We start from the raw sequence: 24,202 nt of genomic DNA on the forward strand, positions 1-24,202 counted from the left end.
AGGCCTGTTATCCATGCCCAAATCTGTTGAACGTATGCCGCCGATGCCGCGAATTCAGGCACTTGACCCCAAACGGTCCGAGCAGAGCTGGGAAAGCGCCCCACAGTTGCTGGCGGCCCTTAACGGCGCCCGACTCGGCGCCTGGTATTGGGACATCGAGCGGGGGCAAATCAGTTGGTCCCGGGGTACTCAGGCGTTGTTCGGCTTCGATCCCCGGCAACCGCTGCCGGAAGATCTGGAATACCTAGACCTGCTGCCCCAGGAGGATCGGGCGAAAGCCATTCGCGCCTTCAATGCAGTGATCGCCGGCGCCCCGCTGGAACAGGCGATGCACCACCGCATCCGCTGGCCCGACGGCAGTCTGCATTGGCTGGAGATCAACGGCAGCCTGCTGCCGGACAAAAACGGCCGACCGCGAATGATTGGGGTCATTCGTGAAATCACCCATCAGCGCCAGCGCGAACAGGCGCTGAGCAGCTCGGAAAAACGCTTCGCCACGCTGTTTCACCTGTGCCCGAACATGGTCCTGCTGACCCGTCAGGAAGACGGCCTGATCAGCGAAGCCAACCAGTATTTCGAAAGCCTGTTCGGCTGGCCGGTGCAAGACGCTATCGGCCGAACCACGCTGGAACTGGGCCTTTGGGTCAACCCGGAACAACGGGTGCAACTGGTCAAGGCCACCAAGGCCAAAGGCGAGCTGATCAACATGGAGGTGCAATTTCGCTCCAGCAATGGGCAGGTCCACGACGGCATCCTCAGTGCGCAAAAGGTCGAACTCGAAGGTCAGCCTTATCTGCTGAGCACGTTCCTCGACACCACCGAACGCAAAATTGCCGAGCACGCCCTCAAAGACAGCCAGGAACGTCTCGACCTGGCCCTGGATTCGGCACAACTCGGCACCTGGGACTGGCACATTCCCAGCGGCATGCTTTACGGCTCGGCGCGGGCCGCCCAGTTGCATGGGCTGGAACCCAAGCCCTTCCATGAATCCTTCGATGCGTTTTTCGAAGGCGTGCCCGGCGAAGAACGCGACACCATGCGCGACGCCTACCGCAGCTTGCGCGAAGGCCCGGCCGGCAATTATCAACTGACGTACCGGGTGCAGCTGCAGGACGGCAGTTCGCGCTACCTGGAAAGCCGCGCCAGACTCTACCGCGATGACCACGGCAACCCGCTGCGCATGGCCGGCACACTGCTGGACATCACTGATCAGGTGGAACGCGAACAGCAACTGGTGGCGTCGGAAGAGAAATTCGCCACCCTTTTCCAGGTCAGCCCGGACCCGATTTGCGTCACGCGCCAGGACACCGGCCATTTCATCGAGATCAACTCCAGTTTCACTCAGACATTCGGCTGGAGCACCACCGACGTGATTGGTCGCAGCGCTGACGAAATCGGCCTGTGGGACGCTTCGGCAAAAAGCCTGCAACGGATCGAGCGGGTCATCCGCGAACAGGGCCTGAACAATGTGGCGATCATCGTTCAGCACAAGGACGGGCAGTCCCTGACCTGCGTGATATCGAGCCGGCAGATCAGCGTCGGCGACCAACCCTGCATCGTCACCACCCTGCGCGACATCACCCAGCAGCAACGCTCGGAAGCGGCGCTCAAGGCCAGCGAGGAGAAGTTCGCCAAGGCGTTCCACTCAAGCCCCGACGCCATCACCATTACCGAGCGCGACACCGGACGCTACCTGGAGGTTAACGATGGTTTCTGTCGCCTGACCGGCTACCGTTCCGATGAAGTGATCGGCCGCACGGTGTATCAGGTGGGCATCTGGGCCGAAGAGAAACAACGCTCCGCCTTGTTGGCGGAACTACGGATCAAGGGCCGGGTTCACCATCAGGAAATGCTCGGGCGCAACAAACGCGGAGAGTTGCTGACCGTCGAAGTCTCGGTGGAGCCGATCACCCTCAACGAAACGGCGTGCCTGCTGCTGACCGCTCGGGATGTCAGCCTGCTGAAAAATGCCGAAGCGCAGATCCGTCACCTGGCCTACCACGACCCGCTGACCAACCTGCCCAACCGCGCCCTATTGATGGATCGTCTGAGCCAGCAGATCGCCCTGCTCAAACGCCACAACCTGCGCGGCGCGCTGATGTTCCTCGATCTTGACCACTTCAAGCACATCAACGATTCCCTCGGCCACCCGGTGGGCGATACGGTGCTGAAGATCATCACCGCGCGCCTTGAAGCCAGCGTGCGCATGGAGGACACCGTCGCGCGCCTGGGCGGTGACGAATTCGTGGTGTTGCTCAGCGGTCTGGAAGGTTCGCGCAGCGATGTCAGCGCTCAGGTCCGGGAGTTGGCGGACACCTTGCGCGAACTCCTGTCCGAACCGATGTTCCTTGACGGACAGCGTCTGCAAGTGACGCCGAGCATCGGCATCGCGCTGATCCCCGACCATGGCTCGACCCCGACCGACTTGCTCAAACGCGCCGATATCGCCCTCTACCGCGCCAAGGACTCTGGCCGCAACACCACGCAGATGTTTCACAACACCATGCAGAAAGCCGCCAGCGAACGCCTGCGCATGGAAACCGACCTGCGCCTGGCTCTTTCCCGGGGTGAGTTCAGCGTGCAATACCAACCGCAAGTGGATGCCCGCAACAATCGCATTACCGGCGCCGAGGCTTTGGTGCGCTGGCACCATCCACAACTGGGCGCGCAATCGCCCACCGAGTTCATCAAGGTGCTGGAAGACAGCGGGCTGATTCTGGAAGTCGGCACCTGGATTCTCGACGAAGCCTGCAAGGCCTTCAAACAACTGACTGCCAAAGGTCTGATCGATCCGCTCAATTTCAGCCTGTGCGTGAACATCAGCCCACGGCAATTTCGTCAGAACGATTTCGTCGAACGCATCGAACACAGCCTCGGCAGCCACGACCTGCCCTGCTCGCTGCTGAAACTGGAAATCACCGAAGGCATCGTCATCCAGAACCTGGACGACACCATCAGCAAAATGCGGCGCCTGAAAAAACTCGGTGTGAGCTTCGCGATGGACGATTTCGGTACCGGTTACTCTTCGCTGACCTACCTTAAACGCCTGCCGGTGGACACCCTGAAAATCGATCAGTCATTCATCCGCGACGCCACCACCGACCCCAACGATGCCGAAATCATTCGCGCCATCGTCGCCATGGCCCGCAGCCTGGAGCTGGAAGTCATCGCCGAAGGGGTGGAAACCCTGGAGCAACTGGAGTTTTTGCAGGGGCTGGGCTGCCACTTGTATCAAGGGTATTTGCACAGCCGGCCGCTGCTGGTGGAGGAGTTTCAGAAACTCCTCAAATAATCGGGGTCACTGATGCACGGCACGGGAGACGTTCCGTAACAGGCACTCCAATTGCCAGTTTTTCTCTCAACCTGTAGGGTCGCGTTTTTTTGCACCGCCTCAAAGAGATCAACCATGCAGGATGCAACCCTCCCCCGCCCGGCCTTGCTGGGTATCGACCTTGGGACCACCAATAGCCTGATCGCCGTTTGGCAGGAAGGTCGGGCACAGTTGATTCCCAACGCCCTTGGCGATTTCCTCACCCCTTCAGTGGTCAGCCTCGACGAGGACGACAGCATTCTGGTTGGCAATGCGGCGCGCGCCCGTCTAACCACCCATCCGGAACGCACAGTGGCGGCGTTCAAGCGTTTTATGGGCAGCGACAAACAGTTCGAACTGGGCGGGCGGCAATTCAGCCCGGAAGAACTGTCAGCACTGGTGATCGGTTCACTCAAACAGGATGCCGAAGCCTGGCTGGGCCATCCGGTGCATGAAGCGGTGATTTCGGTGCCGGCCTACTTCAGTGACGAGCAACGCAAACGCACGCTGTTTGCCGCCGAGCTGGCAGGCTTGACGGTGTCGCGGCTGATCAACGAGCCGACCGCCGCCGCCATGGCGTACGGGCTGCACGAGCAGAAGTTCGAGCGCACGCTGATTTTCGACCTGGGCGGCGGCACCTTCGACGTCACGGTACTTGAATACGCACTGCCGCTGATTGAAGTGCATGCCTCCACAGGCGACAACTTCCTCGGCGGTGAAGACTTCACTGCAGCGTTGCTACAGGCCTGCCTGAAAGACTGGCAACTCACCCCGCAGCTGATCGACGGCCAGGGGTTGGCCAGCCTGGGTGATGCTCTGGAGCAACTCAAATGCAAACTCAGTGAAGGCACCCAGCATCTGAACTGGAATGGCGCCGGCGTCTTGCGCGAGTGGTCGCTGGATGAGGCTACCGCGATGAAAATCTGGGAGCCGCTGCTGGCCCGGTTGCGCGCTCCCATCGAACAAGCCCTGCGCGATGCACGGCTCAAGCCCCGGGACCTCGACAGCCTGGTGCTGGTCGGCGGAGCTACGCGGATGCCAGCCGTGCAGCAGATGGTCGCCATACTGTTCGGGCGCCTGCCCTATCGCCATCTCGACCCGGACACGATAGTCGCACTGGGCGCCGCCACCCAGGCGGCGTGCAAGGCCCGCGATAGCGCAATCGAGGAGCTGATCCTGACCGACGTCTGCCCGTACACTCTGGGCATCTCGACCAATCGCGGAGAAGACGTCAGCGGCGCCTTCTCACCGATCATCGAACGCAACACCGTGATCCCGACCTCTCGGGTGCAACGTTTTTACACCACCCATCCGCAGCAAGACCAAATCCGTATCGCGGTCTATCAGGGTGAACGGCCGTGGGTGCGGGACAATATTTTCATCGATGCTTTCGACGTCGCGGTGACACCCGGTGACCAGACTCAGGCCCTGGATGTGCGTTTCAGCTACGACATCAACGGTTTGCTTGAAGTTGACGTGACCCTGCTGGCCAGCGGCGAACGCCACAGCCATAGCATTGATCGCAGCCCCACCGGGCTCGACCCGCAATCACGACAAAACAGCCATGAACGGCTCAGCGCCCTGAAAATCCATCCACGGGACGCGCTGCCCAATCGCACCCTGCTGGCACGGCTGGAGCGTGCATGGACGCAAAGCCTGGGCGATGAGCGCGAACAAATTGCCGGTTGGCTGGATGCCTTTACCGCCGTGCTCGGTGGCCAGCAATCGGTAGAGATTGCCAGCCATCGGTCACAACTCAATAAAGCGCTGGATCAGCTTCGCCTTTAGCCGTTAAGCCGCCGCAGGGTCGCCTGCAAACCACCGGGCAGCGTGTCCTCACCAGCACTGTCCGGCGGCACACCATAGCGGTTAGGCAGCCTGTCGCCGGGAAAGCCGAACAACACCAGAGGCAGGAACGGCAATACCGGCGTCAGGCAGGCAATAATCAGCAGTGTGGGAATCCCGCGGCCAATGTCATGCAGCCGACGCAGAATCGCACCAAGCAACAACGCGATGCCCAGCAGCAGCATGACAATCCCCGAGATGGCGGTGCCGCTGAGCAGCGCCACGATCGGGGTGATCACCACACACCCCAGCACCTGTCCGATAAATGCCTTGCGTCCCAATCGCGTGCCCAAACGCCAGACCGCAGCAGACGGCACCGGGCGAGTGTCGCTTTTGGCCAAGAGCAGGCGCTCGCTCCAGGACAGCAAGGCAGTCAATGCCAGACGCAGGCCCACACTGTTCGCGGTTTCATCCTTGCCGCGCTGCAACTGTTGCAACACCTTGGTCCTCGGCACTCCTGCCGCGCCATAACGAATCAGGCTTCTCAGCGTATCGAGGACTTCATAGACCAGCAGCTTGTCGACGTCGAAATCCGTCAGCACTTTGCGAGGCGGCCAAACAGGATCCCCTTTGATCAAACCATTACGAAACGCTTCGAACCAGTCATCTTCACAACTGATAGCGGCGATGGATTGCAACAGTGCGCGATGCTGCTCGGCGTCAAGGCTCGGATCGTGATACAGCACACCCCAGAGCAGCATCAGCCCCAGCAAATCCTCGCCGCACGCATCGGGATCACTTTCAATGCAGGTATAGAGCTGCGCGTTACCGGGCAGCGCTGCGCTGTCGAGGACCTGCTGCACATTGAACAACTGCTGCACGAGCAAGCCATGGACCGGATCGGTACCTTGCAGCCACCCCAGCAAACCGGTGCAGTTACCTTGCTCACGCTGCAAACGCCGCAGCAACGGCTGGAGCCGACTCAGGGGATGAGCCGGGTTGACCTCCAGTCGCTCCAGGCATTGCGTATCGATCAACGTCAGCCAACGCTCAGGCTGTTCGAGCAATGCCAGCAGGAATACCGTCTGAGCGTGCCATTGCCACGCCGCCTCGCCTTGCGCAATGACCGGCAGGACTGCGCCTCGCTGCCCCAATTGGACCAGCAGACTCAAGCTCCGCAAGTTCACGTCCGCTTCTGCGTCCACCAAGTCAAATGCCTGATCGATCCGCACCAGGGCAGACGGGTCGTAAGCCCGCAGCCTGCTCAGCCACAGGCGACATATCTTGTGCGGCTCGCCTTTTGTCAGTTCCTCGGCCAGTTGCGGCTCAACTGAACGACTGTTGAGAAAGGCCTTCATTGCCAACGGAATCGGCGCCTGATTCAACCAACAGAGTTGCTGCTCTGCCTGATACTTGAACCCACTCAGAACCAGCCCCTCAAGGGCATCGAACGGATGCGGCTCGTCCAGTATTTGTTGCAACAACCACACATCCCCACGATGCAAGGCCCATGCATGCCGGTACAGACGCTGCAAGCGGGAATCCGGATGCTCCCCTAGAAGCAATGCCAGCAGAGGCAGTTCATCCCCCGTCATTCGCCAATCGACAAATGCGGCTGCCAATCCTTGCAGATTGAGTTGCCCGACCCCAAGCCAGCGAGCCAGCGTTTCGGGACGCTGTGAAGGGCTGCCATATTCTTGAGTGACATCGTCGAGGTCATGGGACCAGTCACGGAAATTTTCCAGACGGTCAAATGCCTGAATCAGTAGCGCGAGAAAGTCTGGCTGACGTTTGGCGCAAAGCTCCAGCAAGTAACTTTCAGCCTTCGGGTGACGATACTCCAGCCAGAGCCGGATCCAGCAGGGCAGCGCCTGATCCTCAAGCCCCAACAAACTGTTTTGACAAGCTAACAAGTAAAGCCAATCGACATCGTCTGGCGCTTGGCTCTGTTGTTCGACACACAGCTGCTGCAGACCTGCACCACCGATACCCGCCTGGGTGAACCGCACTAGCAAACGCGTGATGAATGCTTCGTCCGCCGGCAGCGGCAAACAGGTGTGATGGCTGGCAAAGTCTTCGAATTCATGGAGCGGACGATGCTCGAAGAGGTAGTCGAGGCTTCGGGCATACCACAGGGTTTCCATCTGCGCAGGCTCGGACCAGCCGCTCATCAGTGTCGTATCGAACGGGTCTGGCGTCTTGATGCGTTGCAGGAACTGTTCGACTTTATTCGCCTGCTCGAACCCCAGATCCAGCAACTGGTGCTCCCAACCCATCCGTTGCGCCAGCAGATTTGCGCAACAGTAAGACAGCGATCCGGCATTGGCCAATGCATGGAACAGCCCCCAACCGAGGTCATCAAAAGCGTCCAGAGGTAGCTGATCCAACGCTTTAACGAACGCTTGCCAGGCCTCAGGATTGAAGCGCCGAGCCGGATCTTCGAGCAACGCGTAAAAATCCACCAAGGTCTGCGGAATCTCGGGCGCACCAACGCCTTCATCTTCGATTTCGACCTCTTCATGACGAGCGAAACGGTTGGCACTTTCATAGGCCTCACGCAGTGCCTGAAAGCCCTCAGGATCACTCTCCGGATGATGCTCCGGCAGACGCGCGCGGTAGGCATTTCGAATAACTGTCTGGTCTTTGGTGGGTTCTATACCCAGGCGTATCCAGCAACTCATGACCAGTCGAACTCCTCAAGGGACGCCGGGCGTGGCGGTGAGTTGAGGTCCATGTGCCAGGGCAGGTCTACCAGGAAAGAAGGGATGTCGCGCGCAAGACCACGCGCAATGAAAGCGCTACGCGAAAACTCCCCTTGCCGATCAAGCTCGTGAGCCATCTGTTCGTCACTGTTGCCCAGACAGCTCCAGAACGCATGACCGGCCAGGAAACCATTGAAATAGGAGAACCAACTGCCGTAATGGTATTGCGCTCTTGCGGCGAGTCGGCCATGTAGCCAAAGACTTTCAGTTAAATCGATCCACTCATTGCGCAAACCACAGCGCAAGAGAAACCCCATGCGCCCGAGATCCCAAGCCCTGATGCCACCCGGCCCGCATCCACCGAAGGTACGCCCGGCGAACTCGTGCAAGTCGCGCTCGCGGGGTGACAGCGTTTCAAGCAGTGTCTGCCATTCGCTCGGCAAGCAACGCTGCCACGACTGATACGCCCCATCGAGATGAGAGGCATGACCGTCGTCCGCCATCCCTTCGAGCATGCTTAATAACTGCGGCCGGTCGCTGATGCCCCAGCTGCATTGCAGGTCAATGAATTGCGGATCGGAGTAGAAAGCAGGCTCGTCGTAATGGGCGCGAGGATTGAGGGCCACCATCGGCGCAGAAAGACCGCACAGCCAACGCTGTTGTATCTCTTCCATGAAAAAAAGCTCCGGGCCGACCAGGCAGGATGGGTGTCGGCAAAACTGGCGCGGATTGTAGAGAAACCGTCGCAAGGCGGCAAAGCTTGCATGGCTGTTTTTTGCCTGGAAACAAAAAGGCCCCGACAAGTCGGGGCCTTCATTCAGCGGGTTACAGCCTGTTCAAACGAATGTATTTCTTCGAATGACTCAATGCTGCAGAGCCGGTTTTTCCGTCCCGTTGATCGGGATGCGTTTGGCTTTCGCTTCTTCCGGAATCACGCGCAGCAGGTCGATACTCAACAAACCGTTGCGCAGTTTGGCGGCCTTGATTTCAATATGGTCCGCCAGACGGAACGACAGTTTGAAGGCGCGCTGCGCGATGCCTTGGTACAGGTAAGTGACGCTTTCGTCCGCGTCACGTTTGCCGCCACTGATGGTCAGCACACCTTTCTCCACTTGCAAGTCCAGGTCTTCTTCCTGGAAACCGGCGGCTGCTACGACAATGCGGTATTGATCATCACCGTATTTTTCAACGTTGTAGGGTGGATAGGTGCTGCCTGGCTCATTGCGCAGGGCGGTTTCGAACAGGTCGTTGAAACGGTCGAAACCTACCGAGGAACGGAACAGTGGGGCCAGGGAAAATGCAGTACTCATGATTCAAATCTCCTGAACATAATCAGCAAGTTTTTTTGTCTCCGCGACCCGAATTCGGCATCGCGTAATCCTTAGATAAGGACCGCTGATTACTTTTCAAGAGCTCTTTTTCTGTTTTTTTAAAGTAGCTTCAGGCCGCTTCAGAGACCTGCAGACCCAGCAAACGCGAGACATTATCCAGCTCGGTCTCACGACGCAGGACGGTGAACAGCTCGACCGCTTCGGGATAATTGCGGGTCAACATCGCCAGCCATTGCTTCAAGCGACCCGGCGATTGACGTGGCGTCATCTGCGCCTTGGCTTGCAGCCAAAAGTCCTGAATCAGCGGCAGCAGCTCGGCCCAGGTCATCTCGATTACGTCTTCACCGGCGCGGGCGGCAGCGATTTGCCGGGCCAGATCCGGGCGCGATACCAGTCCACGACCGAGCATGATGTCTTCAACGCCGCTGATCTCGCGGCAACGGCGCCAGTCTTCGACGCTCCAGATGTCGCCGTTGGCAAACACCGGCACCTTGACCACGTCCTGCACCCGAGGGATCCATTCCCAGTGCGCTGGCGGCTTGTAGCCATCGGTCTTGGTCCGTGCGTGAACCACGATGTGCGCCGCGCCACCTTCGGCCAGGGCCGTGGCGCAAACCAGCGCACCGTCCGGGCTGTCGAAGCCGAGGCGCATCTTGGCGGTCACCGGAATGTGCGCGGGTACGGCACGACGGACGTGTTCAACGATTTGGTTGAGCAGTTCAGGTTCTTTGAGCAGCACCGCGCCGCCACGGGACTTGTTGACGGTCTTGGCCGGGCAGCCGAAGTTCAGGTCGATGACTTCGGAACCCAACTCGCAGGCCAATGCGGCGTTTTCCGCCAGGCACACCGGATCGGAGCCGAGCAACTGCACTCGTAGCGGAACGCCGGACGCGGTTCGGGCACCGGTCAGCAGTTCCGGGCCGAACTTGTGGTAATAGGCAGGCGTGAGCAGCTGATCGTTGATCCGAATGAATTCGGTCACGCACCAATCAATACCGCCCACACGGGTCAGCACGTCCCGCAGGATGTTGTCGACCAACCCCTCCATGGGCGCCAAAGCAATTTGCATGAAAAACACACTCAACGAAAAACGTGCGGCAGTTTACTGGATTATCTAATGAAAGACTTGCGCATACCTCTGTGGCGAGGGGGCTTGCCCCCGTTGGGTTGCGTAGCGACCCCCAAGATCATTGATGATTTTACGACTGCTGCGCAGCCGAACGGGGGCAAGCCCCCTCGCCACAGGACCGTGTCAGCTTGGAACTTGCAACGCCGGACCGTAGCCCTCGATAAATTCCGCCGGCATGCGCTTGGGCTTGCCGGTCGACAGTTCGATGCACACGAAAGTGGTCTGTGCCCGCAGCAACGTCGTGTTGTCGCTGGGGCGCTTCAACTGGAAGTGTCGGGTCATTTTCAGGCGCTGATCCCAATCGACGATCCATGTCGCCAACTGCAACTCATCGCCCTCATAGGCTGCTGCCAGGTAATCGATCTCGTGTCGCACCACCGCCATCGCCCGATCCAGCCGCCGGTACTCGACCAAATCCAGGCCCAGCCGTTGCGAGTGGCGCCAGGCACAGCGTTCGAGCCAGGTCACGTACACCGCGTTGTTCGCATGGCCCAGCCCGTCGATGTCCTCGGCGGCCACTTCCAGATCAATGATAAACGGCGTTGCCCGATCCCAGCCCATACCCCACTCCCGGTCAGATTATTTCGACCGGGGCAGTGTAACGGAAGCTCAGGCCGATTGGCGCGATTGCAGGCTGCGACCGGCCAGCAGCGAAAGAACCCCGTCGATCACTCGCGGATCGGCGAGCACCCGCTGATGACCGCCCTCTTCCAGGCGCAACAGACGGCTGTCGAACCAGGCTTCGTGGATCAATTGCGATTCCTTGACCGGAACAAAGTTGTCGTCCTCGGCATGAACGATCAGCCCCGGCATGTCGAGCTGATAGTGCGCAACATCCAGCGCGGCGGCGCGCATGCCGACGTCCTTCTCGACCTGACGAATAAACGCCGAACGGGCTTTGGGCGGCAGGCGCACATAGCGCGCGAAACCGCGCAGCACCCCGAGAATTCGCGCCGGGGCGGCGATCGAGACCAGGGTTTCGGTGCGCAAGCCCAACTGAACTGCGAGCATGGCACTGGCGCCGCCCATGGAGTGACCGATCACCGCTTGCAGCGGCGGCAATTCAGCGGCCGCTTCGAGCATGGCCCGAGCGAACAGCACCACATTAGCCTCGCGACCAGGCGAACGACCGTGAGCCGGGCCGTCCAGGGCAACCACGGTGTAACCGGCATCGACCAGCGCCGTGATCAGCGCAGCAAACTGTGTTGGCCGACCCTCCCAGCCGTGCATCAACAACACCGCCGGCCCTTGCCCCCAACGCAGCGCAGAGAGACCGAAGCGCAAGGTGATTCGTTCGGATTTCGCCAGCAGCGGCAACTCCCAGTCACGCGGCAGCAATTGCCGCGGGGTCATGAATGCCAGGCGCATCTTGCTCGCCACCAGCGTCGGCGCGAACCAGCCCAAGGTGCCATTAACGCCACGAACCCAGCTCAACGTGTTCATCGCCCATCTCCTCAGGCTGACGCCTTTAGGTCATAACACCGCCGACTTGGCGGCGCGCAGCAAACGATCGGACAACTCTCCTGGCCCCAGCGCCCGCGCCAGACCCAAACCACCGACCATCAAGGCCAAGTCGGCCAAGGCTTTGTCGGCTTCTTCCGGGCTGGCCGCCAACTGCGCGACCATCAACTCAACATGCTCATTCAACGCCACACGAAATTCGTCCGGCAGACGGCCCAGCTCGCCGACCGACGCCGGAATCGGACACGCCTGCTCGGTGGAATCACGGTGTTTGCGCGACAGGTAGAACGCTGCGACCAACGCGCGACGTTCTTCACCGGTCAACTCGGCGTCCATATTGGCGATCAAGCCACGACGATGGCTGAGCAGCTGCTTGAACGCTTCCAGCATCAATGCGTCCTTGCTTTCGAAGTGCGCATAGAAGCCGCCGACCGTCAGGCCAGCCGCGCCCATCACTTCGCCCACGCTCGGCTCAGCCGGGCCGCGCTGGATCAGCGCTGCACTGGCAGCCTTGAGGATGCGTTCGCGGGTTTGAGCTTTTTTATCGTTCATCGTTGCCTCCGAATATTACGACTAGAATATTATTCTCATAATAATTTTCCGCAAGTCGTGGATGTGACCGCTGGTCTGAAGAACAGTTTTGAGGAAAAAGGAGAGTTGGCCAAACGCCAGACAAACAAAAGGGCCATTCAATAATTGAATGACCCTTAAAAATCCCGCAGAGCGGGTAATCGTGGCGTCCCCTAGGGGACTCGAACCCCTGTTACCGCCGTGAAAGGGCGGTGTCCTAGGCCACTAGACGAAGGGGACACAAACCCTTCTATACAACTGATCAGTGCTGAGAGCTGATCGATTCAAGGCCGGTGTGGCCAGACCTTGAACTGTAAAATTGGTGGAGCTAGACGGGATCGAACCGTCGACCTCTTGCATGCCATGCAAGCGCTCTCCCAGCTGAGCTATAGCCCCGGATTTTTCGCCTCGCGGCGGAGCGACATCTTGCAACATCGCTTCTGTAAAACTGGCGTCCCCTAGGGGACTCGAACCCCTGTTACCGCCGTGAAAGGGCGGTGTCCTAGGCCACTAGACGAAGGGGACGCAAACCCTTCTATACAACTGATCAACGCTGAGTGTTGATCGCTTCAAGGCCGGTGTGGCCAGACCTCGAAGTGTAAATTGGTGGAGCTAGACGGGATCGAACCGTCGACCTCTTGCATGCCATGCAAGCGCTCTCCCAGCTGAGCTATAGCCCCTCATCGCTGAGGACGGGGCGAATCTTAATGGCGCATCGGAAGGCTGTCAAACTTATTTTTAACAATTTCCAAAATTTTTTGCCCACATAACAATCACTTACCGCCCTCCCCCCGAAAAACGGGGGTGGCGCCGAAGAGCAAGATCAAAAGATCGCAGCCTTCGGCAGTTCCTACACAAGGTTAAACAGCCTTAAGCGATAGCGCCCAGGAGTTTTTCCCACTCCTTGTTTTCCTTCTTCGACACGCCGCCCAGCAGGTCGATGGCCTGGCGTAGGCGGAAACGGGTCAGGTCCGGACCGAGGATTTCCATTGCATCGAGCACCGACACCGAGCTGGCCTGGCCTGTGATCGCGGCGAACATCAGCGGCATCGCATCACGCAGTTTCAACTCCAGGGATTCGACCACCGCCTGGATCGTTGCAGTGATGCTGTCCTTCTCCCACTGACGCAGGCTTTCCAGCTTCCACAGGATCAGTTGCATCAACTGACGAACCTGATCACCCGAGAGCTTCTTGGATTCGAACAGTTTGGCGTCCGGGTTCACACTACCGGCGAAGAAGAAACCGGCCAGCGGTGCGACCTGGCTGAAGGTTTCAACCCGCCCCTGCACGTGCGGTGCGATCTTCATCATGTATTCCGGGTTCAGTGCCCACTGTTGCAGACGAGCGGCAAACTCTTCCACTGGCAGGTCACGCAACCACTGGCCGTTGAGCCACGACAGCTTCTCGATGTCGAAAATCGGCCCGCCGAGGGAAACGCGCTGCAGGTCGAAGTTGTCGACCATTTCCTGCAGCGAGAACTTCTCGCGCTCGTCCGGCATCGACCAGCCCATGCGGCCCAGGTAGTTGAGCATTGCTTCCGGCATGAAGCCCATGCGCTCGTAGAACGTCACCGAGGTCGGGTTCTTGCGCTTGGACAGCTTGCTCTTGTCCGGGTTACGCAGCAGCGGCATATAGCACAGCTGCGGTTGTTCCCAGCCGAAGTATTCATACAAGAGGATCAATTTCGGTGCCGAAGGCAGCCATTCTTCACCGCGCAGAACGTGGGTAATGCCCATCAAGTGGTCATCGACCACGTTGGCCAGGAAGTACGTCGGCAGGCCGTCGGTCTTCATCAGCACTTGCATGTCCATGCGATCCCACGGGATCTCGACATCGCCACGCAGCATGTCAGGCACCACGCACACGCCTTCGGTCGGCACTTTCATGCGGATGACGTGTGGCTCGCCGGCGGCCAGGCGGCGCGCGACTTCATCCGCAGAGAGCAACAGCGCACGGCCGTCGTAACGCGGGGTTTCGCCACGGGCCATTTGCTCGGCGCGCATCTGGTCCAATTCTTCGGCCGTGCAGAAGCACGGGAAGGCATGACCCATGTCGACCAATTGCTGGCAGTACTTCTGATAGATATCGCCGCGCTCACTCTGACGGTAAGGACCGTGCGGGCCGCCAACGTCCGGGCCTTCGCTCCAGTCGATACCCAACCAGCGCAGGGCGTCGTAAATCTGCTGTTCGGACTCGCGGGTCGAACGCAGTTGGTCGGTATCTTCGATCCGCAGGATGAACTCACCGCCATGCTGCTTGGCAAAGCAGTAGTTGAACAAAGCGATGTAAGCGGTACCTACGTGGGGGTCCCCGGTAGGCGATGGCGCGATGCGAGTGCGGACGGTGGTCATGGCATGTCTCGAAAAGAATAAAAGCGAAGATCAAAGCGAACTTCCAACAAGAGCCGAATGGTAACAGGCGTAGCCTGCCATGCTCCAGTCAGCAGGGCATATAAGCCAATATTGCATTGAGGGATCAGCTTGTGGCGACGTTGCCTACCAGGAGGTTGCAGGCAGGGCTGAAGGCTTGGGAAGCGCGCAATTGATATCTGTAGTGTTCCGGCGAGCCTCATCGCGGGCAAGCCCGCTCCCACAGGATCCGTAGGTGGCCACATATTGTATGAATACCCTCAATCCTTGTGGGAGCGGGCTTGCCCGCGATGAGGCCCGCCCATTCACTGCACATCTCAAACCGCGATCAACCGCTCCCGCAATTTGCCGATTTCGTCGCGCAACTGCGCCGCAGCTTCGAATTCCAGGTCGCGAGCGAGCTGGTACATCTTTTCTTCCAACTGACGAATGCGTTTGCTGATCTCGCTCGGCGAGCGCAGTTCTGCCTCATACTTGGCACTTTCCTCGGCGGCCTTGGCCATGCCTTTGCGCTTCTTGCTGCGCGAACCCGGCACTACCGCGCCTTCCATGATGTCGGCGACGTCCTTGAACACCCCCTTGGGCGTGATGCCATTGGCCAGGTTGAAGGCGATCTGCTTGTCGCGACGACGCTCGGTTTCGCCGATCGCCCGCTCCATGGAACCGGTGATGCGATCCGCATACAGAATCGCCCGCCCATTGAGGTTGCGCGCCGCCCGGCCGATGGTCTGGATCAGCGAGCGCTCGGAACGCAGGAAACCTTCCTTGTCGGCGTCGAGAATCGCCACCAGCGAGACTTCCGGCATGTCCAGGCCTTCACGCAGAAGGTTGATCCCCACCAGCACATCGAAGACGCCGAGACGCAAGTCACGGATAATTTCGACCCGCTCCACGGTGTCGATGTCCGAGTGCAGATAACGCACACGCACGCCGTGGTCGGCCAGGTAATCGGTCAAGTCTTCGGACATACGCTTGGTCAGCGTGGTCACCAGCACCCGCTCCTCTAGGGCGACTCGCTTGGTGATTTCCGAGAGCAGGTCGTCGACCTGAGTCAATGCCGGACGGATTTCGATTTGCGGGTCCACCAGGCCAGTCGGTCGCACCAATTGCTCGACCACTCGGCCGGCGTGCTCCGCCTCGTAATTGCCCGGCGTGGCTGAGACAAAAATCGTTTGGGGACTGATGCTTTCGAACTCGTCGAAACGCATCGGCCGGTTGTCCAGCGCGGACGGCAGACGGAAGCCGTACTCCACCAGCGTCTCTTTACGAGAACGGTCACCTTTATACATGGCGCCGACTTGCGGCACGCTGACGTGGGATTCGTCGATCACCAGCAAGGCGTCCGCCGGCAGGTAGTCGAACAACGTGGGCGGCGCCTGGCCGGACTCACGGCCCGACAGGTAGCGCGAATAGTTTTCGATGCCGTTGCAGTAGCCCAGCTCGAGGATCATCTCCAGATCGAAACGGGTGCGTTGCTCCAGTCGCTGGGCTTCCACCAGTTTGTTATTGGAGCGCAGGTATTCCAGGCGCTCCTGCAATTCGACCTTGATCCCTTCGGTAGCTTCGAGCAGGGTTTCGCGCGGCGTCACGTAGTGGCTCTTCGGATAGAAGGTGAAACGCGGCAATTTGCGGATGACCTCACCGGTCAGCGGGTCGAAGGCGGACAGGCTCTCCACTTCGTCATCGAACAGCTCGATGCGGATCGCTTCGAAATCGGATTCCGCCGGGTGGATATCAATCACATCGCCGCGCACCCGGAAGGTCGCCCGGGCGAAATCCATGTCGTTGCGGGTGTATTGCAGGTCGGCCAGGCGACGCAGCAGCGCGCGCTGGTCGAGCTTGTCGCCTCGATCGACGTGCAACACCATCTTCAAATAGGTTTCCGGACTGCCCAAACCGTAAATGCACGACACCGTGGTGACGATGATCGCGTCCTTGCGCTCCAACAGCGCCTTGGTCGCAGACAGACGCATCTGTTCGATGTGGTCGTTGATCGAGGCATCCTTCTCGATGAAGGTGTCGGATGACGGCACATAGGCTTCGGGCTGGTAGTAGTCGTAATAGGACACGAAGTATTCAACAGCGTTGTTCGGGAAGAACGCCTTGAATTCGCCATACAACTGCGCGGCCAGCGTCTTGTTGGGCGCCAGCACCAGCGTCGGGCGCTGTATCTGGGCGATCACGTTGGCGATACTGAAGGTCTTGCCCGAGCCGGTCACACCGAGCAACGTCTGGTGCGCCAGCCCGGCCTCAATGCCCTCGACCATCAGGCGGATGGCTTCCGGCTGATCGCCGGCGGGCTCGAAGCGGGTGACTAGCTGGAATTCAGACATACATACCTCTCGGTTCTCGGTGCAGGGATTCGCGCCTGTCCGGTCAAACCGGACAGCAACGAAAAAGACCGCAAACGACCGACGTCGCCCGAGGAAAAAACTGGATTGTGCTCAATGTGGAGCCGATTGCCATCGCTTTCAAGGCAAACGTCCTACATCGGATAAAACCTTTGATGACACCACTCGATCAACGATCGAAAAATAATTCGAAAAACTTACCGTAAAAGCCGAATCGCCTGTCGCCATCGATCACTGATGGCCTCTATACTAGCTCCCCGTTTGTGCACCGCTCTAGTGCATCCGGCTGGAGCGCGACACGTCCCTCCACACTCCATTCAGAGCCGCCGCAATAATGAGCCTGTTCTCCGCTGTCGAAATGGCACCACGCGATCCAATCCTGGGCCTCAACGAAGCATTCAATGCCGATACCCGTACCAACAAGGTCAACCTGGGGGTCGGTGTTTACTGCGACGAGGAGGGGCGAATTCCACTCCTGCGCGCCGTTGTCGAAGCCGAGACGATTCGCGCCGCTCAACACGTTTCCCGTGGCTACCTGCCGATCGACGGCATCGCTGCCTACGACCAGGCCGTACAGAAACTGCTGTTTGGCAATGACTCGCCACTGATCGCTGCTGGCCGCGTCATCACCACCCAAGCCGTTGGCGGTACTGGCGCACTGAAAATCGGTGCCGACTTCCTCAAGCAACTGCTGCCGAACGCCGTCGTGGCGATCAGCGACCCGAGCTGGGAAAACCACCGCGCACTGTTCGAAACGGCCGGTTTCCCGGTGCAGAACTATCGCTACTACGACGCCGCCACCCACGACGTTAACCGCGCCGGCCTGCTGGAAGACCTGAACGCCCTGCCGTCCGGCTCCATCGTCGTGCTGCACGCTTGCTGCCACAACCCGACCGGCGTGGACCTGAGCCCTGCGGACTGGAAAAACGTGCTGGAAGTGGTCAAGGCCAAAGGTCACGTGCCGTTCCTCGACATGGCCTACCAGGGCTTTGGCGACGGCATCGATGAAGACGCCGCGGCCGTGCGCCTGTTCGCCGAATCGGACCTGACCTTCTTCGTTTCCAGCTCGTTCTCCAAATCTTTCTCGCTGTACGGCGAGCGTGTTGGCGCCCTGTCGATCGTCAGCGAATCGAAAGAAGAAAGCGCGCGCGTGCTGTCGCAAGTCAAACGCGTGATCCGCACCAACTACTCCAACCCGCCGACCCACGGTGCAAGCATCGTCGCCGCCGTGCTGAACAGCCCGGTACTGCGCGCCCAGTGGGAAGAGGAACTGGCAGAAATGCGCCTGCGGATTCGCGGCATGCGCACCCAGATGGTCGACCTGCTGGCGAAAAACGCTCCGCAACGCGATTTCAGCTTCGTCGGTCGCCAGCGCGGCATGTTCTCCTACTCCGGCCTGACGGTTGAGCAAGTGACCCGTCTGCGCAACGAGTTCGGTATCTACGCCCTGGACACCGGCCGCATCTGCGTCGCCGCGCTGAACCAGAGCAACATCGACGTTGTGACCAAGGCCATCGTTGCGGTGATCTGAGTCGACGCGTGATATGAAAACGGGAAGCCAAATGGCTTCCCGTTTTTTTGTCTCAGATAAATCCCAGCGCAGCGAACGACCGCTCTAGACTGCACACATATTAAATGTGGGAGCTGGCTTGCCTGCGATAGCGGCCGGCCAGCCAACATCAATGTTGAATGTGATGGCCTCATCGCGAGCAAGCTCGCTCCCACAGGTTTTATGTACACCCGAGAATTTTTACGAGAGCCAACATGAAAAACGATGACCTACGCGCCGACCGCGATGAGCTGGACCACTTTGTGCCCCGCTCCTCGGCCAAACGCGGTAACAACCTGGTGATGCAAGTCGCTGCCGGCGTGTTTCTCGGCGGTCTGGCCTTGTGGCTGGTGCAACTGACCGCCACGATGCTGTACGCCAAGCTGATGCTCGGCACCATTACCTTCGGCGGTTAAGCCAATTCGGTTGCACGCTGGCTGGCTGCGTCGTCATAGGCCACATAAAGCGACTCGGCCACCTGGCTTTTGATCGCCTTGGTGCTTTCCAGCCCCAGGACAAAACCTTCGGCCTTGCCGCCCGCGCGGTTCAATTCATCAGCGGTGCTGGCCTGAGTGATTGCGTCGAACAGTTTCTCGGCGTGCGGACCAACGCCTTTGGGCAGGCTGATCTGAGCGATGCTCATGCGAACACCTCGCTGTTTTGAGGTGTGAGGGTTGGGTGATTCATGGCGCATACCTTTTCGGCTGAGGGCCGGCAGCGCGTGTCACCACTTCCGGGCGACCATGGTAGACCTCTGCCGCAATTCTGGTAACCGCCAATGGCCGATAACCCCCTCTGATCCGATGAAAACATCAAACCGCCAACAGAGGCTTGACTTCTCTTTTTGAATCAGTAACATAGGCGCCATTCCGCGATAGCTCAGTTGGTAGAGCAAGTGACTGTTAATCACTGGGTCCCTGGTTCGAGTCCAGGTCGTGGAGCCATACAAGGTTCCAGAGAGGGCTTCCAAAATCTCTGAAACCACCGAAAACCCGCCTTCTGGCGGGTTTTTTCGTTTTGGCGTTCTGTCGGATTCCGGTGAATGCCAGCCGTTTTAAGGGTAGAGCCTGGGATAAAGGTCAGTTCGATTAAAGGGAGCCCCCTTATGTCGCGCACCACTGCCCCACTCTCCGATTCCGCTTGCCGTTCGGCCAAGCCCACAGATAGATGCCTACTTCTACGGAGTGCCCACTGCGGCAATTCACACCCCTTCCTGGCTGTTCTGCAGCAACTCATCCGCCTGGACATTTCATTGTGTCAACCTGCGCCCGCCTCTTTCTTCTGCAGCCCGCCTCGTACAAGGCTTTTCGGCATTTCCCCTCGTGACAATCGGCATGACAACACCAAAGTCACCAGCAACAGCGATGGTGCCGCAGCTCAGGGAATGAGCTGCACCGATATCAAGCAACATGAGTGTTCGCTGCAAGCTCATGCGCGGGCTCAGGCTTGATCTTGAACCAGAGGGCGTACATCGCTGGCAGGAACACCAGGGTCAGCACTGTGCCGGCAAACGTACCGCCAATCAGGGTGTAGGCCAGCGTTCCCCAGAACACCGAATGGGTCAGCGGAATGAACGCCAACATCGCCGCCAACGCCGTGAGAATCACGGGCCTCGCGCGCTGCACAGTGGCTTCGACCACGGCGTTGTATGGCGACAGGCCGGCTTGCTTATTGGAGTGAATCTGGCCAATGAGGATCAGCGTGTTGCGCATCAGAATCCCTGACAAGGCAATCAATCCCACCAAGGCATTGATCCCGAACGGCTGCTGGAACAGCAGCAGAATTGGCACCACACCAATCAGGCCCAAAGGCGCGGTGGCGAACACCATCATCATTGCCGACATCGAGCGCACCTGAATGATGATGGTCAGCAACATCAGCGCGATCATGATCGGGAACAACGGCAACAATGCCTTGTTCGCTTTGCCCGACTCCTCGATCGCGCCGGCAAACTCAATGCGGTAGCCCGCCGGCAGTTTTTCGATGATGGGCTGCAGCTGCGTTATCAAGGCGTTGGAGACATCGGGGGGCTGAAGACCTTCAGCCACGTCACCGCGCACGGTTATTGTCGGCGTACGATCACGACGTCGCAGGATTGGCTCTTCCATGCGCACATCCACCGCCCCTACCTGGGACAGCGAAACGCGCTGGCCTTGGGCGCCGGTCAGCGTGAAGGCGGCAATTTTCGACGGATCCAGACGCGTTTCGCCCGCCGAGCGAGCCACCACCTGAACCGAGCGAATGTCCTCACGCACCTCGGTGACAGGCACCCCCGTTAGCAGGAATTGCAACTGTTGCGCGACATCGCTCGAGGTCAAGCCGAATGCTTGCAGGCGATCCTGATCCAGCGTGAGATGAAGTGCCGGTGTGCGCTCGCCCAAGTCGGTGTTGACGGTCCTCATCATGGGGCTGGCGGTCATGATCTCGCGAACCTGTGCGGCGATATCTCGTAACACCGCGGGGTCGGCGCCCATCACCCGGAAGGCCACCGGATACGGTGAATAAGGACCAAATACCAACTGCGTCACCCGCACCCGGGCTTCAGGCGCCAAGCCATCGGCCGCGGCTTGTCTGAGGCGGAGTTTGAGCGCCTCACGCTCTTGCTGATTCGCGGTCAGGACGACGATTTTTGCGAAGGATGGATCGGGTAGTTCAGGGGCCATCGCCAAGTAGAAGCGCGGCGCACCCTGGCCAATGTAAGCGGTGACGATCTTGGCCTCCGGCTGCTGAGCCAACCACGCCTCGACCTTGGCCGCCGCCACATCAGTCTGTTCGATAGAGGTGCCGTAAGGCATCTGCACCTCAACCAGCACCTCAGGTCGGTCGGACGTGGGGAAGAACTGCTTGTTGACCACGCCCATGCCCAAAATCGCAACAACAAACAAGCCCACGACGGATGTCGCCACCAGGCCTTTGCGGCGGATAACACTGCCCAGCAGGCGCCTGAAACGCTGGTAGTTCGGCGTACCGTAAATCGCCGTATGCCCGCCTTCAGGCACCTTGATCTGCGGCAGCAGTTTGACGCCCAGGTAAGGTGTAAACACCACGGCCACCACCCAGGAAGTGATCAGCGCAATGCCAACGATCCAGAACATGTTCGCGGTGTACTCACCAGCGGTCGACTTGGCAAAACCGTTGGGCATAAAGCCGATCGCCGTCACCAACGTCCCCGACAACATCGGCGCGGCTGTGTGGCTCCAGGCATAAGCGGAGGCCTTGATTCGGTCGTAGCCCTCCTCCATCTTCACCACCATCATTTCAATGGCAATGATTGCATCGTCCACCAGCAGTCCCAGCGCCAGAATCAACGAGCCCAGGGTAATTCGATCAAAGTCTTTGCCCGTGGCCGCCATGACAATGAACACGGCCGCCAGGGTCAGCGGCACTGCCGCGGCAACCACAACGCCGACACGCCAGCCCATGCTGAGAAAACACACCAGCAGCACCACGCCCAAGGCAGCAAAAAACTTCACCATGAACTCATTGACGGATGCGCCAATATTCACCGCCTGATCCGTGACCTTGGTCAGGCTCATGCCCAAAGGCATCTGCTCGTTGATCGCTGTCGCCTCCGCCTCCAGCGACTTCCCCAGATCCAGACCGTTCCAGCCATCGCGCATGACCACGCCGAGCAACAGTGCCGGCTCGCCGTTGTTGCGTACCAGGAACGTCGCGGGGTCCTCATAACCACGCTTGACCTCAGCCACATCGGACAACTTGAGGGTTCTGCCTTGCACCGTCAGTGGGGTATTACCAATCTTCTGCAGATCATCAAACGCACCATCCAGGCGGATGAAAACCTGCGGGCCCTTCGCTTCTACCGAACCTGCCGGGGTTATCATGTTTTGCGTGTTCAACGCACTGAAGATGTCTCGTGCGGAAATGCCCAGTGTCGCCAAACGCTCGTAGGACAGCTCGACAAAAATGCGCTCGGCCTGTTCGCCGATGATGTTGACCTTCTTCACACCCGCCACATGCAGCAAACGCTGGCGCAAGCTCTCGGCTTCGCGCACCAACAGACGTTGCGGCTCACCCTTGGCCTTGAGCGCATAGAGCGCGAAGGTGACATCGGAATACTCATCATTGACCATCGGGCCGATCACCCCGGACGGCAACCCCTTCTGCTCATCCAGGATTTTTTTGCGTGCCTGGTAAAACTCCTCCTGGACGGCTGAGGGCGGCGTGCTATCGAGCAGATAAACCGTGGTGAATGCCAAGCCGGGTCGGGTAAAGGTCTCGGTCCGATCGTACCAACGCAGTTCCTGCATGCGTTTTTCCAGCTTTTCTACCACCTGGTCTTGCATCTCCTGGGCCGTCGCCCCAGGCCAGGCAGTAACCACCGTCATTTGTTTAATGGTGAATGCGGGGTCTTCTGCACGCCCCAGCTTGAAGAAGGCGTACAACCCACCCACAGAAATCAGCAGGATCAAAAACAGGGTGATTGAGCGCTCGCGTACGGCCAGCGCCGAAAGATTGAAGCCGCTCATCGACTGACCTCAACCACTGAATTTTGCGGAGCATCGGCGAGTTCAGTCCTGACCTTCTCTCCCTCACTCAGCAAGTGAGCACCCAATGCGACAACACGATCACCCACCTGCAGATCACCCGTCACGCGCACGCTGGCCTCATTATTCAGGCTGCGAACCTTGATCGGGCGCCATGCCACCTGCTCCGGCTCCCCGCTCACCAGCCAGACCCCCGGGCCTTTACCAGCGTCATAGAGGGCCCCCATGGGCACCTGTAATTCCTGGGCATCAGCAACATCCGTGTCAGCGATAACCACTGAGATCGTCGAACCCAGAGTAGCGTTGGAGAGCGCCCCCTCCAGCACATAACGCGCTTCAAACGTTCGGGTCTGTCGGTCGGCAGAGTCGGACAACTGGCGTAAACGCGCTTTACCTGCAGTCTGGTGCTGGCCGTATAGCTCAACCGTCGCCGCCGAGCCCAGCGCAGGACGTAACGTCTCGGGCAACTGGATCACCGCCTCGCGTTGCCCTGAGTGGGCAACACGCACCACCACCTGAGCTGCGCCAACCACTTGCCCCGGCTCCGCCAAGGTATCCACTACCACTCCGTCAGCATCCGCCAGCAACGTCGAATAACCGGTCGCGTTTTTTGCAACATCAGCCTGGGCCTGGGCAGCGTTTAGCTGAGCTTTCGCCGAGTCGGCGGCCGCTTTGAACCCTGAGTAAGCTGAAGCAGATACCGCGCCGACGGACACCAGATCACGGTAGCGAAGCTCGTCATCGGAGGCCTGCCGAGCTCGGGCCATGGCGGCCAGTACCGCTTCCTGCTGTGCCCGCGCGGTCAGCGTCAGGTCGTTGGCATCGATTCGCATAAGGGGCTGCCCGCGCTTGACACTCTGTCCAGCATCCACCAAGCGCTCCAAGACCTTCCCAGGCACCCGAAAACCGAGATCGCTCTGAACTCGAGCCGCGACGATACCGGTGAATACCCGTGCCGCAGGCGCGGAGGGCTGAACCACGCCGATGCGCACCAAGGGCACTTGAAGGCGAGGATCGGCAGGCGTGGCCTCGTTGCAGGCCGCGAGGGCAAACGGCAACAAGCCAATGAAAATGAATGACAGGTGGGGGCGCTGGATCATAGAGACCTCTCAGTAGCGGATGCTCCATGCTTATTCAAG

At 59.4% G+C, this 24,202-nt stretch carries 16 protein-coding genes and 5 tRNA genes; 5 read left to right on the forward strand and 16 right to left on the reverse strand.

The features are described from left to right. Positions 1–13: 13 nt before the first annotated feature. The gene (locus ACZ3HH_RS13990) at positions 14–3,292 is read left to right on the forward strand and encodes a sensor domain-containing protein (RefSeq protein ID WP_465805404.1); all 3,279 of its coding nucleotides are present in this window, start codon (positions 14–16) and stop codon (positions 3,290–3,292) included. 114 nt (positions 3,293–3,406) lie between these two features. Next, entirely contained in the window at positions 3,407–5,098 is a 1,692-nt protein-coding gene (locus tag ACZ3HH_RS13995) for an Hsp70 family protein (protein ID WP_465805406.1), read from the forward strand. Here ACZ3HH_RS13995 and ACZ3HH_RS14000 read toward each other — a convergent pair. The 13 genes from ACZ3HH_RS14000 to uvrB form a co-directional block, all read right to left on the reverse strand. Continuing rightward, positions 5,095–7,776 (reverse strand): DUF805 domain-containing protein, encoded by a 2,682-nt coding sequence (locus ACZ3HH_RS14000; RefSeq protein WP_465805408.1) that lies wholly within the window; start codon positions 7,774–7,776, stop codon positions 5,095–5,097. The genes ACZ3HH_RS13995 and ACZ3HH_RS14000 overlap by 4 nt on opposite strands. After that, a complete protein-coding gene (locus tag ACZ3HH_RS14005; protein WP_465805410.1) occupies positions 7,773–8,471 on the reverse strand; it encodes a DUF1266 domain-containing protein in 699 nt (232 codons plus the stop codon). The genes ACZ3HH_RS14000 and ACZ3HH_RS14005 overlap by 4 nt, the downstream gene beginning before the upstream one ends. Positions 8,472–8,660: 189 nt before the next feature. Further along, positions 8,661–9,107, reverse strand: coding sequence for an Hsp20 family protein (locus ACZ3HH_RS14010; protein WP_465805412.1), 447 nt, complete (start codon positions 9,105–9,107; stop codon positions 8,661–8,663). Positions 9,108–9,237: 130 nt separating this feature from the next. Next, the gene (locus ACZ3HH_RS14015; protein WP_465805413.1) at positions 9,238–10,197 is read right to left on the reverse strand and encodes a tRNA dihydrouridine synthase; all 960 of its coding nucleotides are present in this window, start codon (positions 10,195–10,197) and stop codon (positions 9,238–9,240) included. A 183-nt stretch (positions 10,198–10,380) separates the two neighbouring features. Continuing rightward, on the reverse strand, positions 10,381–10,818 hold the full coding sequence (locus ACZ3HH_RS14020) for an acyl-CoA thioesterase (RefSeq protein ID WP_465805415.1): 438 nt from the start codon (positions 10,816–10,818) through the stop codon (positions 10,381–10,383). A gap of 48 nt (positions 10,819–10,866) precedes the next feature. Beyond that, the gene (locus ACZ3HH_RS14025) at positions 10,867–11,700 is read right to left on the reverse strand and encodes an alpha/beta fold hydrolase (protein WP_465805417.1); all 834 of its coding nucleotides are present in this window, start codon (positions 11,698–11,700) and stop codon (positions 10,867–10,869) included. A 30-nt stretch (positions 11,701–11,730) separates the two neighbouring features. Further along, complete coding sequence (locus tag ACZ3HH_RS14030; protein WP_465805419.1) at positions 11,731–12,270, reverse strand: TetR/AcrR family transcriptional regulator; 540 nt, start codon at positions 12,268–12,270, stop codon at positions 11,731–11,733. A gap of 182 nt (positions 12,271–12,452) precedes the next feature. Then, a tRNA-Glu gene (locus ACZ3HH_RS14035) sits at positions 12,453–12,528 on the reverse strand. 80 nt (positions 12,529–12,608) lie between these two features. After that, positions 12,609–12,684 (reverse strand) — tRNA-Ala (locus ACZ3HH_RS14040). Between the two features lie 53 nt (positions 12,685–12,737). Then, a tRNA-Glu gene (locus ACZ3HH_RS14045) sits at positions 12,738–12,813 on the reverse strand. A gap of 79 nt (positions 12,814–12,892) precedes the next feature. Continuing rightward, positions 12,893–12,968 (reverse strand) — tRNA-Ala (locus ACZ3HH_RS14050). 190 nt (positions 12,969–13,158) lie between these two features. Then, positions 13,159–14,640 (reverse strand): glutamate--tRNA ligase, encoded by a 1,482-nt coding sequence (gene gltX, locus ACZ3HH_RS14055; RefSeq protein WP_465805421.1) that lies wholly within the window; start codon positions 14,638–14,640, stop codon positions 13,159–13,161. Between the two features lie 335 nt (positions 14,641–14,975). Then, positions 14,976–16,991 carry an excinuclease ABC subunit UvrB gene (gene uvrB / locus ACZ3HH_RS14060; RefSeq protein ID WP_008007189.1) on the reverse strand — a complete coding sequence of 672 codons (2,016 nt, stop codon included), beginning with the start codon at positions 16,989–16,991 and terminating at the stop codon, positions 14,976–14,978. A gap of 352 nt (positions 16,992–17,343) precedes the next feature. On the opposite strand from uvrB, the gene ACZ3HH_RS14065 reads away from it, so the two are divergent. Together ACZ3HH_RS14065 and ACZ3HH_RS14070 are read left to right on the forward strand one after the other, a co-directional pair. Then, the gene (locus tag ACZ3HH_RS14065) at positions 17,344–18,540 is read left to right on the forward strand and encodes an amino acid aminotransferase (protein ID WP_460146698.1); all 1,197 of its coding nucleotides are present in this window, start codon (positions 17,344–17,346) and stop codon (positions 18,538–18,540) included. 233 nt (positions 18,541–18,773) lie between these two features. Further along, positions 18,774–18,974 (forward strand): hypothetical protein, encoded by a 201-nt coding sequence (locus ACZ3HH_RS14070; RefSeq protein ID WP_465805424.1) that lies wholly within the window; start codon positions 18,774–18,776, stop codon positions 18,972–18,974. Here ACZ3HH_RS14070 and ACZ3HH_RS14075 read toward each other — a convergent pair. Beyond that, positions 18,971–19,201 (reverse strand): hypothetical protein, encoded by a 231-nt coding sequence (locus ACZ3HH_RS14075; protein ID WP_008007186.1) that lies wholly within the window; start codon positions 19,199–19,201, stop codon positions 18,971–18,973. The genes ACZ3HH_RS14070 and ACZ3HH_RS14075 overlap by 4 nt on opposite strands. Positions 19,202–19,426: 225 nt before the next feature. Here ACZ3HH_RS14075 and ACZ3HH_RS14080 point away from each other — a divergent pair. After that, positions 19,427–19,502 (forward strand) — tRNA-Asn (locus tag ACZ3HH_RS14080). A 456-nt stretch (positions 19,503–19,958) separates the two neighbouring features. Here ACZ3HH_RS14080 and ACZ3HH_RS14085 read toward each other — a convergent pair. Together ACZ3HH_RS14085 and ACZ3HH_RS14090 are read right to left on the reverse strand one after the other, a co-directional pair. Then, entirely contained in the window at positions 19,959–23,045 is a 3,087-nt protein-coding gene (locus tag ACZ3HH_RS14085) for an efflux RND transporter permease subunit (protein ID WP_465805426.1), read from the reverse strand. Next, positions 23,042–24,163 (reverse strand): efflux RND transporter periplasmic adaptor subunit, encoded by a 1,122-nt coding sequence (locus ACZ3HH_RS14090; protein ID WP_465805428.1) that lies wholly within the window; start codon positions 24,161–24,163, stop codon positions 23,042–23,044. The genes ACZ3HH_RS14085 and ACZ3HH_RS14090 overlap by 4 nt, the downstream gene beginning before the upstream one ends. Between the last annotated feature and the right edge of the window lie 39 nt (positions 24,164–24,202).

This window comes from Pseudomonas sp. PME37.24/025 (assembly GCF_055556615.1).

What these genes read in the sequence shown, in the direction of transcription:
- ACZ3HH_RS13990 (WP_465805404.1), top strand. Translation starts at nt 14, where the DNA reads ATGCCCAAATCTGTTGAACGTATGCCGCCGATGCCGCGAATTCAGGCA.
- ACZ3HH_RS13995 (WP_465805406.1), top strand. Translation starts at nt 3,407, where the DNA reads ATGCAGGATGCAACCCTCCCCCGCCCGGCCTTGCTGGGTATCGACCTT.
- ACZ3HH_RS14000 (WP_465805408.1), bottom strand. Translation starts at nt 7,776, where the DNA reads ATGAGTTGCTGGATACGCCTGGGTATAGAACCCACCAAAGACCAGACA.
- ACZ3HH_RS14005 (WP_465805410.1), bottom strand. Translation starts at nt 8,471, where the DNA reads ATGGAAGAGATACAACAGCGTTGGCTGTGCGGTCTTTCTGCGCCGATG.
- ACZ3HH_RS14010 (WP_465805412.1), bottom strand. Translation starts at nt 9,107, where the DNA reads ATGAGTACTGCATTTTCCCTGGCCCCACTGTTCCGTTCCTCGGTAGGT.
- ACZ3HH_RS14015 (WP_465805413.1), bottom strand. Translation starts at nt 10,197, where the DNA reads ATGCAAATTGCTTTGGCGCCCATGGAGGGGTTGGTCGACAACATCCTG.
- ACZ3HH_RS14020 (WP_465805415.1), bottom strand. Translation starts at nt 10,818, where the DNA reads ATGGGCTGGGATCGGGCAACGCCGTTTATCATTGATCTGGAAGTGGCC.
- ACZ3HH_RS14025 (WP_465805417.1), bottom strand. Translation starts at nt 11,700, where the DNA reads ATGAACACGTTGAGCTGGGTTCGTGGCGTTAATGGCACCTTGGGCTGG.
- ACZ3HH_RS14030 (WP_465805419.1), bottom strand. Translation starts at nt 12,270, where the DNA reads ATGAACGATAAAAAAGCTCAAACCCGCGAACGCATCCTCAAGGCTGCC.
- gltX (WP_465805421.1), bottom strand. Translation starts at nt 14,640, where the DNA reads ATGACCACCGTCCGCACTCGCATCGCGCCATCGCCTACCGGGGACCCC.
- uvrB (WP_008007189.1), bottom strand. Translation starts at nt 16,991, where the DNA reads ATGTCTGAATTCCAGCTAGTCACCCGCTTCGAGCCCGCCGGCGATCAG.
- ACZ3HH_RS14065 (WP_460146698.1), top strand. Translation starts at nt 17,344, where the DNA reads ATGAGCCTGTTCTCCGCTGTCGAAATGGCACCACGCGATCCAATCCTG.
- ACZ3HH_RS14070 (WP_465805424.1), top strand. Translation starts at nt 18,774, where the DNA reads ATGAAAAACGATGACCTACGCGCCGACCGCGATGAGCTGGACCACTTT.
- ACZ3HH_RS14075 (WP_008007186.1), bottom strand. Translation starts at nt 19,201, where the DNA reads ATGAGCATCGCTCAGATCAGCCTGCCCAAAGGCGTTGGTCCGCACGCC.
- ACZ3HH_RS14085 (WP_465805426.1), bottom strand. Translation starts at nt 23,045, where the DNA reads ATGAGCGGCTTCAATCTTTCGGCGCTGGCCGTACGCGAGCGCTCAATC.
- ACZ3HH_RS14090 (WP_465805428.1), bottom strand. Translation starts at nt 24,163, where the DNA reads ATGATCCAGCGCCCCCACCTGTCATTCATTTTCATTGGCTTGTTGCCG.